The organism is Pseudomonas sp. PvP089, from assembly GCF_017875165.1.
Taxonomy (GTDB): domain Bacteria; phylum Pseudomonadota; class Gammaproteobacteria; order Pseudomonadales; family Pseudomonadaceae; genus Aquipseudomonas; species Aquipseudomonas fortuita.
In genome coordinates, this window is sequence record NZ_JAGGME010000001.1 from 6,363,677 (window position 1) to 6,376,525 (window position 12,849).

Consider the following 12,849-nt stretch of genomic DNA (forward strand, 5'->3'; position numbering starts at 1 on the left):
GGTTTCCTATTTCACTTCCGGTGGGGTCTGGAAGGTGTGGTAAGGCGCAGGGGAGGGGATCGACCACTCCAGGCCCTCGGCGCCATCCCAGGGTTTGGCCGGTGCCGGCGCGCCACCGCGAATGCACTTGATGACAATGAACAGGAAGAAGATTTGCGTGGCGCCGAACATGAAGGCACCGATCGACGACACCATATTGAAGTCGGCGAACTGCAGGTTGTAGTCGGGGATGCGACGCGGCATGCCGGCCAGCCCTACGAAGTGCATCGGGAAGAAGGCCATGTTCATGCCGATGAACGACAGCCAGAAGTGCAACTTGCCGAGGGTTTCGTCGTACATGTGGCCGGTCCATTTCGGTAGCCAGTAGTAAGCCGAGGCAAAGATGCCAAAAATCGCCCCGGGTACCAGCACGTAGTGGAAGTGCGCCACCACGAAGTAGGTGTCGTGGTACTGGAAGTCCGCCGGGGCGATCGCCAGCATCAGCCCGGAGAAACCGCCGATGGTGAACAGGATGACGAAGGCGATGGCGAACAGCATCGGCGTCTCGAAGGTGAGCGAGCCTTCCCACATTGTGCTGACCCAGTTGAACACCTTCACCCCTGTGGGCACGGCAATCAGCATGGTGGCGTACATGAAGAACAGCTCGCCCACTACCGGGATGCCGACCACGAACATGTGGTGGGCCCAGACGATGAACGACAGAAAGGCAATTGCGCCGGTGGCGTACACCATCGAGGTGTAGCCGAACAGCGGCTTGCGCGAGAACGCCGGGATGATCGAGCTGACCGCGCCGAACGCCGGCAGGATCATGATGTACACCTCGGGGTGGCCGAAGAACCAGAACACGTGCTGGAACAGCACCGGGTCACCGCCACCGGCCGCGCTGAAGAAACTGGTGCCGAAGTGAATGTCCATCAGCATCATGGTCACCACGCCGGCCAGCACCGGCATCACCGCGATCAACAGAAAGGCCGTGATCAGCCAGGTCCAGACAAACAGCGGCATCTTCATCAGGGTCATGCCTGGCGCACGCAGATTGAGGATGGTGGCAATCACGTTGATCGCGCCCATGATCGAGCTGATGCCCATCAGGTGGATGGCGAAAATGAAGAAGGTGACGCTGGCGGGTGCATAGGTGGTGGACAGCGGGGCGTAGAAGGTCCAGCCGAAGTTCGGCCCGCCACCCGGGCTGAACAGGGTCGAAACCAGCAGCAGGAACGCCGCCGGCAGCAGCCAGAAGCTGAAGTTGTTCATCCGCGGCAAGGCCATGTCGGGCGCCCCGATCATCAACGGGATCATCCAGTTGGCCAGGCCGACGAAGGCCGGCATCACTGCACCGAACACCATGATCAGGCCATGCATGGTGGTCATCTGGTTGAAGAACGCCGGCTCCACGATCTGCAAGCCTGGCTGGAACAGTTCGGCCCGGATGACCATGGCGAACGAGCCACCCAGCAGGAACATGATGAAGCTGAACCACAGGTACATCGTGCCGATGTCTTTATGGTTGGTGGTCAGCACCCAGCGCATCAGGCCCTTGGCCGGGCCGTGCGCATGGTCATGGCCGTGGGCTTGGTCGTCGATCACTGCACTCATGTCCTGTCTCCTGCAACCCATTGGTTGCCGCGAGTAACCCGGTTCACTTGGCTTCTGCCTGCTTCAGCGCCAGCACGTCCTTCGGCGTGACCATGTCGCCTTTGTTGTTACCCCAGGCATTGCGCTCGTAGGTGACCACAGCAGCGATGTCGACTTCCGACAGTTGCTTGCCAAAGGCGGCCATGGCCGTGCCGGGCTTGCCGTGGAAGACAATGCTCAGATGGCCTTCCTTCGGCCCGGTGGCAATCTTCGAGCCCTTGAGCGCCGGGAACATCGGCGGCAGGCCCTGGCCTTCGGCCTGGTGACAGGCCACGCAGGTGGTGTGGTAGACCTTGTCGCCACGCGCCACCAGCTCTTCCAGGGTCCATTCCTTGCTGGTCAGCTCCTTGAGCTTGGCGGCTTCAGCCTTGCGCTCGCCCAGCCAGGTGTCGTAGTCGGCCTTGGACTTGACCTCGACCACCACCGGCATGAAGCCGTGGTCCTTGCCGCACAACTCGGTGCACTGGCCACGGTAGATGCCGGGCTTCTCGATACGGGTCCAGGCTTCGTTGACGAAGCCGGGGATGGCGTCACGCTTGACCGCAAAAGCCGGCACCCACCAGGAGTGGATGACATCCGCGGCGGTCACCAGGAAGCGCACCTTGGCACCCACCGGCAGCACCAGCGGCTGGTCGACTTCAAGCAGGTAATGCTCGTCCTTGGGGGCCTTGTTGTGAATCTGATCGGCAGGGGTGGCGAGGTTGCTGAAGAACTCCACGTCCTGACCCAGGTATTTGTAGTGCCACTTCCACTGGTAGCCGGTGACCTGGATGTCGATGTCCGACTCGCTGGCGTCGTAGATGTCGATCAGGGTCTTGGTGGCCGGAATGGCCATCACCACCAGAATCAGGAAGGGCACCACGGTCCAGAGGATTTCCACCCAAGTGTGCTCGTGGAAATGCGCAGCCTGCTGGCCAGTGGAGCGGCGGTGGACGACCATCGACCAGAACATCGCGCCAAACACCACGATGCCAATGATCACGCAGATCCAGAAGATGGTCATGTGCAGGTCGAAGACGGCGTTGGAAACTTCCGTCGCCCCCGGGTGCATGTTCACGGTCCAGGCGGCATTGGCCTGACCAAAAACCGACCACAACAGGAGGCCCATCCAGACATGTGGATGTCGCATCATTGCGGGTTCCCCTTCTAATTCTTGTTGTCCCGGAGGCGTGGCCTGCGGCAAGAGGGAACGGCGGTCAAGACTGCCTGGCTTCGACGACCGAGCCCCTGCTAAAAGCAGTCGGGCCTCATCAACGAATCACGTTCAACGGGAGTATAGACAGCGACCAATGGCACGCAATGAAGCGTGTGAAATGAACTTCACGAAATGGCTGAATGGCCTGAAAGCCGCGTGCTTGATGGGAAATGGCGTAATAATGGCACGGCTATATGCCTGATAGCGCACACGTTTGCGGGACTTATAACAAATACGTCTTAGGTATTCTGTATACCGAGCTAATTTAGTGTCTTCCGTTTGAAACGTAATGTCCCTGGAGTTGTCATGAACATCGCTGCTGTACGCGAGCAGGTAAGCCAAGCCCATCAACATGAAGGCCAGACCGGCCAATTGAAAGAGCGTCTCGAGCTGCAACTGCCCCACCTGCATCCCTCGATCCAACTGCCTGAGCAGGACGCCCAGGGTACTTTGGCGCGCTTCGTCAGCGCCTACATCGATCAGGTTCCGGAACTGCTGGAGGCCGCCCACGCGGTCGCCCGCGAAGCCGGGATCGAATCGCAGATCAAACCCGTACTGAAAATTGCCGAAGCCTACTTCCTGCAGCCGCCCAGCGTGATGCAAGGGCATGTCGGCCTGGACTGCTTGCTGGATGAGGCCTACCTGGCGCACCGCCTGGTGGAAGAGGTGAATGACTTGTACATCCGCCACTTCCAGCAGCCATTGATCCCGGTCGACACCACTGTCGCCAACCTGATTGCCCACCAGTTGGTTGGCGAAAGCTTTGCCAACCAGCTGGATGAAGTGGTGCACCACTCGGTTGACGAAATGCTCAATGACGAAAGCTTTGCGGTGGAGTCGGTGGAGGCGTACCGCGAGAAGCTGAGCAGCCCGGCAACCGGCGAGGCGTGGAAGCGCTGGCCTTGCCTGTCGCGCCAGCTGGGTGTGGAGCTGGGTCAACCAGCCTGATATTCCGGTACCGGCCTCTTCGCGGGCTCGCCCGCTGCCACAGGTACTGCACAGCATTGAGTGTCTGCGCGGTCCCTGTGGCAGCGGGTTCACCCGCGAAGAGGCCAGTTCAGGCGATAGAAGTTTTCAGGCCCCAACCCCCGCCGTAGTGCGCAACCGCCCCTCGATCCGCCGCTTCAGGCGCCGCTGCTCTATCAGCAACCGTGACCCATTGGCCGAATTGCTGCGGCTCCAGTCCTCCAGCAACTCAAGGCACGAGTGATCGATATAGCTCAGGTTACCCAACGGCACATGCAGCGTAGTGCCCGCCGGTACCGTATCCAGCACCTGGGTCAGCGCCGGCACCTTGAGGAACGTCGCCGCGCCACTGAGGCGCAGTTCCATGTGCCCGGCCTTCTCCAGGCTCACCAGGTTGATCTTCAGCCGCGCCGCCTTGAACGCCAGCTTCAGCAGGGTCAGGGCAAAGCCCAGCAGCACGCCGGTCAGCAGGTCGGTGAAGATGATCGCCAGGGCTGTCGCCGCATAGGTGAACATCGGCATGCGGCCATAACGGCCCAGGCCACGAAACGCCTTGAAATCAACCAACTTCACCCCGGTAAACACCAGCACACCCGCCAGGCTCGCCACCGGAATCTGCTGCAGCACGCTGCTCAACACCACCACGAAGGCCAACAGCCACAGCCCGTGGAAGATTGCCGATGCCCGTGTCTGCGCGCCCGCCTGCACATTGGCCGAACTGCGCACGATCACGCCCGTCATCGGCAACGCTCCGAGCACGCCACAGAGCATGTTGCCGATACCTTGGGCCGACAGCTCACGGTCGAAGTCCGAACGCTGGCCGCTGTGCATCCGGTCCACCGCCGCAGCCGACAGCAAGGTTTCGGCGCTGGCGATGAAGGCCAGGGCAAAGGCGGCAACCAGCAGGGTAGGGTCGGCCAGTTGCATCAGGTCACCCGGGCGGATCCAGTCGATGGCCTCGGACAGGTCTGCCGGCACCTGCACCCGGTTTACCGGCAAGGCCAGCCACATACTGATGACGGTCATGGCTGCAACACCCAACAGGGCCCCAGGGACGAAGCGCAGCCGCTGGGGCCGCAGGCGCTCCCAGCCCCACATGATAGCGATGGTACCCAGGCCGAGCGCACCCGCCATCCAGCCGGAGCCTGAGCGTTCCTGTGGCAGGGCTGCGGCCACGGTGGACGGGAATTCCAGCAGGTTCTGCAGCCCCGAAGGCTGCGGCGCTGTATCGAACATCACATGTATCTGCGACAACACGATCAGCACGCCAATGCCCGCCAACATGCCGTACACCACCGCTGGCGCAGTGACGCGAAACCAGCAACCCAGACGCAGGCGCCCAGCCAGCAACTGCAGCAGCCCCGCCAGCAACAAGATCGGCCCGAGCATGGCCACGCCATGCTGGCGCACCAGCTCGAACACCAGTACCGCCAAGCCGGCGGCCGGGCCACTGACCTGCAATGGCGAACCGGCGAGGAAACCCACCACAACCCCGCCGATAATGCCGGTAATCAGGCCCTTGGCCGGCGGCATGCCCGATGCAATCGCGATACCCATGCACAATGGCAGGGCCACCAGAAAGACCACCACCGACGCCAGCAACTCACGCGGCAGGGCCGCTTTCAACTGTGTAATGTTCACCGTGTTTCTCCTTTCTTTGTCACACGGTCATTCCTCTGACCGTGGGCACGTTTGCCCCTGACTAGCGCGCAAGCGCGGGCCGCCAGCGGGCTTGCCGGCAGGGCAGTCAGGGAATTCAAGGCAGCCGAAGGCCGCGCCACACCCCAGCAGGGTGCAGCCGGCTATCAAGGTTCTAGCGGTGGATGGGTCGCTTAGTAGCGGCCTCTCGGAGTAGCGCAGGGGACCGGCTCGCCAGCAGCCAGGGGCAGGAAGCTGTCGCTGATGGCGTCGTAGGCTTCGATCTTGCTGGTTTCGATGTCGTAAACCCAGCCATGAATGAACAGCTCACCGGCTGCAAGGCGCGAAGCAACCGAAGGGTGGGTGCGCAGGTGATGCAATTGGGCGATCACGTTTTCCTTGGTCAGCACCTGCATGGTTTCGTGTTCGGTACCGCACGAGCAGTTGTTCTCGACCACGGTACGCGCCACTTCGGCATGGCGCAGCCAGGCAGAAACAGTCGGCATCTTGGTCAGCGATTGCGGGTTGAGTACCGCACGCATGGCGCCACAGTCGGAGTGGCCACAGACGATGATGTGGTGCACTTTCAGCGCAAGCACGGCGTATTCGATGGCGCTGGAAACGCCGCCGTTCATCTGGCCGTAGGGCGGTACCACGTTACCCACGTTACGGGTTACGAACAGGTCGCCGGGCGAGCTCTGGGTGATCAACTCGGGGACGATGCGCGAGTCGGCGCAGGTGATGAACATGGCACGCGGCGTTTGCGCAGTGGCGAGCTTCTTGAACAGCTCTTGCTGCTCGGGGAAGACGTCATGGTGAAAGCGCAGGAAGCCGTCGACGATGTGCTTCAGGGCGGCATCGGCGCCCTCGGCGGGTACATCCGGAACGACCTTGGATGGGTCCTTGACGGGCATGATTCATCCTCTTGACGGTGTGGTGGTAAATCCATTTTACCGGGGAAAGATTATGGCTATGCAGGGTTTTAGATGACACGCACGGGCCATAGATCACAGTCGGTGTGGACTGATTGCCTACGCTAGCGGGGAAAACTTAACTGAAACTTAATTCGGAGGCTCTAGAACGGGTGTTCCAGATGTAAAAGGCGGGAGCTGGATAATAGCAAAAAAACATCAACTGCCAATATGTATTAGCGCAATTATTAACTCGGATTAGTTGTATTGAGGGCTGGCAATAGGCCCCATTTGGGAACCTGAGACCTCCAAGGTACCTGTGGGAGCGGGCATGCCCGCGAAAAGGGCAACTCGGTATATGGCACCGGCTGCGCCGGTGTTCGCGGGCACGCCCGCTCCCACAAAAACCGTGATCTGTTCAAAGATCAAAATAGGGGCATCTGCCCACCGGGCGGGCAGAAGGCAGAGCAATCCAGCGTCTGCGCCTCGCGCCCTTCAAAATCCAGCCGCTTCATGGCTTTGGCAAAGCGCTGAGTGCGGATTCCACGCTGACTCGGACACCCATTCCACGCGCATCCGGACAGTGATTCCACGCTGATCCGGACACTCATTCCACGAGCATCCGGACACCGACTCCACGGTCATCCGGACACTTTTCTGGCAGGCAGCCACGCAGGATTTATTCACTACCATCGATCTCTTTTTCGAAGCAGAGAGGTCGTTGTGGAGCGTTTATCCATGCGTAAAATCCGAGAGGTGTTACGCCTCAAGTTCGACTGCGGCCTGTCCGTGCGCAAGATCGCCCGCAGCCTGGGCATTGGCCACAGCAGTGCCGGTGATTACCTCTGCCGTTTTGCCGCCAGCGGCCTCACCTGGCCCTGTTCGTTGTCCGATGCCGAGTTGGAGCAGCAACTGTTCCCGCCGGCCCCGGCGGTTGCCAGTGAGAAGCGGCCTTTACCCGATTGGGCATGGGTGCATGCCGAACTGCGCCGCCCCGGGGTGACCCTGGCGCTGCTCTGGCAGGAGTACCGCCTGAGCCAGCCTCAGGGCTTTCAGTACAGCTGGTTCTGTGAGCACTACCGAGCCTGGCAGGGCAAGTTGGACGTGGTGATGCGTCAGGAGCACCGCGTCGGCGAGAAGCTGTTCGTCGACTATGCCGGCCAGACGGTGCCGGTTATCGATCGCCACAGCGGCGAGATCCGCCAGGCGCAGGTGTTCGTCGCGGTGCTCGGCGCGTCCAGCTACACCTTCGCCGAAGCCACCTGGTCGCAGCAGCTGCCGGACTGGCTAGGCTCCCATGCCCGCTGCTTCGCCTTCCTCGGCGGCGTGCCGGAGATCGTGGTGCCGGACAACCTGCGCAGCGCGGTGAGCAAGAGTCACCGCTACGAGCCGGACATCAACCCGAGCTACCGCGATCTGGCCGAGCACTATGGCGTGGCGGTGGTGCCGGCGCGGGCACGCAAACCGCGCGACAAGGCCAAGGCCGAAGTCGGCGTGCAGGTGGTCGAGCGTTGGATCCTCGCCGCACTGAGGAATCGGCAGTTCTTCTCCCTGGATGAACTCAACACGGCCATCGCCGGGCTGCTGGAGCGGCTCAACCAACGCCCGTTCAAGAAGCTGCCGGGCTCCCGGCAGTCGGCCTTCGACAGCCTGGATCGTCCGGCGCTGCGCCCCCTGCCGGAGCAACCCTACGTCTACGCCGAGTGGAAGAAGGCGCGGGTGCACATCGACTACCACGTCGAGGTCGATGGGCATTACTACTCGGTGCCGTATCAACTGGTGAAGAAGCAGCTGGAGGTGCGCCTGACGGCGCGCACCGTCGAGTTTTTCCACGCCAACCAGCGAGTGGCCAGCCACCTGCGCTCAATGCACAAGGGCAGGCACAGCACGCAGGCCGAGCACATGCCCAAGAGCCATCGCGAGCATGCCGAGTGGACGCCGCAACGGCTGATCCGCTGGGCCGAGCAGACCGGGCCGAACACCGCCGGCGTGATCCGGCACATCCTCGAACGGCGCATCCATCCGCAGCAGGGCTACCGGGCCTGCCTGGGCATCCTGCGCCTGGGTAAAACCCACGGTGAGGCGCGTCTGGAGTTGGCCTGCCGTCGCGCCATCAGCCTCGGCACGTGCAGCTACAAGAGCCTCGAATCGATCCTGCGCCAGGGGCTGGAAAACCTGCCGCTAGCTCAAACCAACCTGCCGCTACTACCGGACGACCACGCCAACCTGCGCGGATCCGCCTACTACCACTGACCCCAAGGAATCCCACCATGCTGCCCCATCCGACCCTGGACAAGCTGCAAACCCTGCGCCTGCACGGCATGCTCAAGGCGCTGAATGAACAACTGAAAACCCCGGACATCGACAGCCTGAGCTTCGAAGAACGCCTCGGCCTGCTGGTCGACCGCGAGCTGACCGAACGCGATGACAAGCGCCTGAGCAGCCGCCTGCGCCAGGCCCGGCTCAAGCACAACGCCTGCCTCGAAGACATCGACTACCGCAGCCCGCGCGGACTGGATAAGGCGCTGATCCTGCAACTGAGCAGTGGTCAGTGGCTGCGCGACGGCCTCAACCTGATCATCGGCGGCCCCACCGGTGTCGGTAAAACCTGGCTGGCCTGCGCCCTGGCCCACCAGGCCTGCCGGGAGGGCTACAGCGTGCGCTACCTGCGCCTGCCACGTTTGCTGGAAGAACTGGGTCTGGCCCATGGCGACGGCCGCTTCGCCAAGCTGATGAGCAGCTACGCCAAGACCGACCTGCTGATCCTCGACGACTGGGGCCTGGCCCCGTTCACCGGCGAGCAACGGCGCGACATGCTGGAGCTACTGGACGACCGTTACGGCCAGCGCTCGACCATCGTCACCAGCCAGATGCCGGTGGACAACTGGCACGAACTGATCGGCGATCCGACCCTGGCCGATGCCATCCTCGACCGCCTGGTGCACAACGCTTATCGGATCAATCTGAAGGGTGAATCAATGCGCAAACGGACGCAGAAATTGACGACGCCAGCCAACCCGGACTAACAATGCCACCCCTGCGTCGCTGCGCTCCGACTGCCTGTCCGAATGAGCGTGGAACAGGTGTCCGGATCAGCGTGGGCTGAGTGTCCGAATGGCGTGGAATCCGCACGCTGAGCCAACAACTCGGCAAATACCCCTTCCCCGCGCATGCGCGCACCAAACCGGCTGTCATACAGCTCGCCGCCCCGGCTCTGGCGGATCAGGCTCAACACATGGGCCGCCCGTTGCGGATAATGGTCCTGCAGCCACTGCTCGAACAGCGGCGCCACCTCCAGTGGCAGGCGCAGCATCATGTAGGCCGCGCTCTGTGCGCCAGCTTCCTTGGCAGCCTCCAGCAAGCGCTCCAGCTCACTGTCGTTGATCATCGGAATCATCGGCGAACACAGCACCCCCACTGGCACACCCGCCTCGCGTAGCACGCGGATGGCCCTCAACCGGGCATTGGGTGACGCCGCCCGCGGTTCCAGTACCCGCTTGAGGTCGTCGTCCAGCGTCGTCAGGCTGATCATCACTCGCGCCAGTCGTTGCCGGGCCATTTCGGCCAGCAGGTCGAGGTCACGCAACACCAGCGAGCCCTTGGTCACGATGGTCACCGGGTGACGAAAACGCAGCAACACTTCGAGCAGGCGCCGTGTCAGCAACTGGTCCCGCTCGATCGGCTGGTACGGGTCGGTATTGGAGCCCAGGTTGATCGGCGCGCACACGTAGCCCGGTTTGCTCAACTGCTGCGCGAGTATCTCGGCGGCATTGGTCTTGGCGATCAGCTTGGTTTCGAAGTCCAGGCCGGGGGAGAGGTCCCAATAGGCATGGGAAGGCCGGGCATAGCAGTAGATGCAGCCATGCTCGCAGCCGCGGTAAGGGTTGATGGAGCGGTCAAAGGGCAGGTCGGGCGATGTATTGCGGGTGATGACCGATTTCGCTGTCTCGCTGCGCACTTCGGTGCCTTGGGTCTGCGGCACTTCCTGATACCAGCCGTCGTCCTCGACCACCGAATGGTTGGGGGCAAAGCGGTTATGCGGATTGTGCGCCGTGCCACGGCCCTTTAATGGTGCTGGAGGATTCATGGCTAACCCCTATACTGTATTTACATACAGTATCGCGACTACCATGAATCCACCAGCGCCTCTGATCCGACAGCCAGTGCTTACTCTGTCGGTTTCTTCAGCTTCGGATTAGGGAAGAACTGCACCGTCTGTACTTTGGCCGGCGCCGCCTTGGGTGCCAGGTGGTTAACCCGGGTACCGAGCTCCTTGGGCACCGACAAGCCCTGCTCGTTGAGGGTGTCGGTGAACCCGCAGGCGACGCACTCGCGGTGCGGTACGTCGTCTTCGCTCCACATCATCAGCTTGTCAGGCTCGCTGCATGCGGGGCATACCGCCCCGGCAATGAAGCGCTTCTTGGTCTTGTTCACAGCTACCTCGCTCACGCCGCAGCGCCTTCGGTAAGGCCGCTGTGCCGCAGCAGCGCATCAATGGAAGGCTCACGGCCACGGAAGTCGACAAACAGCACCATCGGCTCGCGCGAACCGCCACGGGCCAGGATAGCCTCGCGGAAGGCGCGGCCGGTCTCGGCATTCAGCACACCTTCTTCCTCGAAGCGCGAGAAGGCGTCAGCCGACAGCACTTCAGCCCACTTGTAGCTGTAGTAGCCCGCCGCATAACCGCCAGCAAAGATGTGCGCGAAGCTATTGGGGAAGCGGTTGTACGCCGGTGGGCGCATGACCGACACCTCGTCGCGCACGCCTTCGAGCACCTGCAGCACGCTGCGGCCGTCGCCATGGCTGGCGTGTAGCTCGAAGTCGAACAGCGAGAATTCAAGCTGGCGCACCATCATCATGCCCGACTGGAAGTTCTTCGCCGCCAGCATTTTGTCCAGCAGGTCCTGAGGCAAGGCCGCGCCGGTTTCGTAATGGCCGGAGATCAGTGCCAGGCCTTCTGGCTCCCAGCACCAGTTTTCCATGAACTGGCTCGGCAGCTCGACCGCGTCCCAGGCCACGCCGTTAATACCCGAAACACCGGCATGCTCGATGCGGGTCAGCAGGTGGTGCAGGCCGTGGCCGAATTCGTGGAACAGGGTGGTGACTTCATCATGGGTCAGCAGTGCCGGCTTGCCGGGTGCGGCCGGAGTGAAGTTGCACACCAGGTTGGCCACCGGGCTCTGCAGTTCGCCACCGGCAGTACGACGACGGTCGCGGGCGCCATCCATCCAGGCCCCGCCGCGCTTGTTGGCGCGGGCGTAAAGGTCGAAGAAGAAGCGGCCGACATGCTGGCCGTTTTCCTTGATCTCGAACAGGCGTACGTCCGGGTGCCAGCTGTCGAAGCCCTTGAGTTCGGCGATTTCGATGCCGTACAGGCGCTGCACAATGCTGAACAGGCCACCCAGCACCTTATCGATCGGGAAATAGGCACGCAGGGCTTCCTGCGACACGCTGTAGCGCTGCTCGCGCAGCTTCTCACCAAAGTAGCCGGCGTCCCAGCTGGCCAGTTCAGGGCAGCCTTGCTCAGCGGCGTAGGCCTTGAGCTGCTCCAGGTCCTGGGCTGCAAAAGGCTTGGAACGCTTGGCCAGGTCACGCAGGAAGCTCAGCACCTGGTCGCTGGACTCAGCCATTTTGGTGGCCAGGCTCAGCTCGGCGTAGTTCTTGTAGCCCAGCAGTTCGGCCAGCTCCTGGCGCAGGTCAAGGATTTGCTGCATGACCGGGCCGTTGTCGAACTGGCCGGCATTCGGGCCCTGGTCCGAGGCGCGGGTGCAGTAGGCGGCGTACACCTCTTCGCGCAGGGCGCGGTCGCTGGCGTAGGTCATCACGGCGTAGTAGCTTGGGAATTCCAGGGTAATCAGCCAGCCTTCAAGGCCCTTGGCCTGGGCCGCAGCGGCCATCTGCGCCTTGGCCGAGTCGGTCAGGCCGGCCAGCGCGGCTTCGTCGGTAACGTGCTTGGTCCAGGCCTGGGTAGCATCGAGCAGCTGGTTGGAGAAGCGGCTGCCCAGCTCGCTGAGCTTGCTTTGCACTTCGGCATAGCGCTGCTGCTTGTCCGCCGGCAGGTCGATACCCGACAGGCGGAAGTCACGCAGCGCATGCTCGAGGATAGTTTTTTGCGCCACGTCGAAACCGGCGGCTTCAGGGCTGTTGATCAACGCCTGGTAGGCGTCGAACAGCGCACGGTTCTGGCCCAGTTCGGTAGAGTAGGCGCTCAGCGCTGGCAGGCACGACTCGTAAGCCTCGCGCAGCTCTGCGCTGTTGCACACTGCGTTGAGGTGGCTGACCGGGCTCCAGGCAGCGCCCAGGCGGTCGTTCAGTTCGTCTATCGCCAGCACCAGGCCAGCCCAGGTAGGGGTCTTGCCCTGCTTTTCGAGGATCTCGGCAATGGCTTTACGGTTGTCGGCCAGGATCGCTTCGATCGCCGGCAACACGTGTTCGGCACGGATTTGCGAGAAGGGCGGCAGATCGTGGGATTGCAAAAGCGGGTTGTTCGCAGTCACGGTTTGG

Annotated in this window: 9 protein-coding genes and 2 pseudogenes; 3 read left to right on the top strand and 8 right to left on the bottom strand. The window is 62.3% G+C overall.

The window, feature by feature from the left end:
- Nucleotides 1-6: 6 nt before the first annotated feature.
- Complete coding sequence (gene ctaD / locus J3A71_RS28975) at nt 7-1,596, bottom strand: cytochrome c oxidase subunit I (RefSeq protein ID WP_016484256.1); 1,590 nt, start codon at nt 1,594-1,596, stop codon at nt 7-9.
- Between the two features lie 43 nt (nt 1,597-1,639).
- On the bottom strand, nt 1,640-2,767 hold the full coding sequence (gene coxB, locus J3A71_RS28980; protein ID WP_016484255.1) for a cytochrome c oxidase subunit II: 1,128 nt from the start codon (nt 2,765-2,767) through the stop codon (nt 1,640-1,642).
- 369 nt (nt 2,768-3,136) lie between these two features.
- On the opposite strand from coxB, the gene J3A71_RS28985 reads away from it, so the two are divergent.
- The gene (locus tag J3A71_RS28985) at nt 3,137-3,778 is read left to right on the top strand and encodes a hypothetical protein (RefSeq protein WP_209953595.1); all 642 of its coding nucleotides are present in this window, start codon (nt 3,137-3,139) and stop codon (nt 3,776-3,778) included.
- A 126-nt stretch (nt 3,779-3,904) separates the two neighbouring features.
- Here J3A71_RS28985 and J3A71_RS28990 read toward each other — a convergent pair whose 3' ends face one another.
- The 3 genes and pseudogenes from J3A71_RS28990 to J3A71_RS31795 all read right to left on the bottom strand — a co-directional run.
- Nucleotides 3,905-5,437, bottom strand: a complete 1,533-nt coding sequence (locus J3A71_RS28990) for a SulP family inorganic anion transporter (protein ID WP_016484253.1) — start codon at nt 5,435-5,437, stop codon at nt 3,905-3,907.
- A 191-nt stretch (nt 5,438-5,628) separates the two neighbouring features.
- On the bottom strand, nt 5,629-6,348 hold the full coding sequence (locus J3A71_RS28995; protein WP_016484252.1) for a carbonic anhydrase: 720 nt from the start codon (nt 6,346-6,348) through the stop codon (nt 5,629-5,631).
- Between the two features lie 422 nt (nt 6,349-6,770).
- Nucleotides 6,771-6,878 (bottom strand): annotated as a pseudogene (locus tag J3A71_RS31795) (radical SAM protein); the annotation flags it as partial.
- A gap of 205 nt (nt 6,879-7,083) precedes the next feature.
- Between J3A71_RS31795 and istA the strand changes: the two are divergent.
- Together istA and istB are read left to right on the top strand one after the other, a co-directional pair.
- A complete protein-coding gene (istA, locus tag J3A71_RS29000; RefSeq protein ID WP_019437638.1) occupies nt 7,084-8,598 on the top strand; it encodes an IS21-like element ISPpu7 family transposase in 1,515 nt (504 codons plus the stop codon).
- Between the two features lie 17 nt (nt 8,599-8,615).
- Nucleotides 8,616-9,371 carry an IS21-like element ISPpu7 family helper ATPase IstB gene (gene istB / locus J3A71_RS29005; protein ID WP_019437637.1) on the top strand — a complete coding sequence of 252 codons (756 nt, stop codon included), beginning with the start codon at nt 8,616-8,618 and terminating at the stop codon, nt 9,369-9,371.
- A gap of 104 nt (nt 9,372-9,475) precedes the next feature.
- Here istB and J3A71_RS29010 read toward each other — a convergent pair.
- The 3 genes and pseudogenes from J3A71_RS29010 to prlC form a co-directional block, all read right to left on the bottom strand.
- Nucleotides 9,476-10,432, bottom strand: a pseudogene (locus J3A71_RS29010) (PA0069 family radical SAM protein); the annotation flags it as partial.
- 80 nt (nt 10,433-10,512) lie between these two features.
- Nucleotides 10,513-10,794, bottom strand: coding sequence for a YheV family putative zinc ribbon protein (locus tag J3A71_RS29015; protein ID WP_016484250.1), 282 nt, complete (start codon nt 10,792-10,794; stop codon nt 10,513-10,515).
- Complete coding sequence (prlC, locus tag J3A71_RS29020) at nt 10,791-12,842, bottom strand: oligopeptidase A (protein ID WP_256587459.1); 2,052 nt, start codon at nt 12,840-12,842, stop codon at nt 10,791-10,793. The genes J3A71_RS29015 and prlC overlap by 4 nt, the downstream gene beginning before the upstream one ends.
- Nucleotides 12,843-12,849 lie beyond the last annotated feature (7 nt).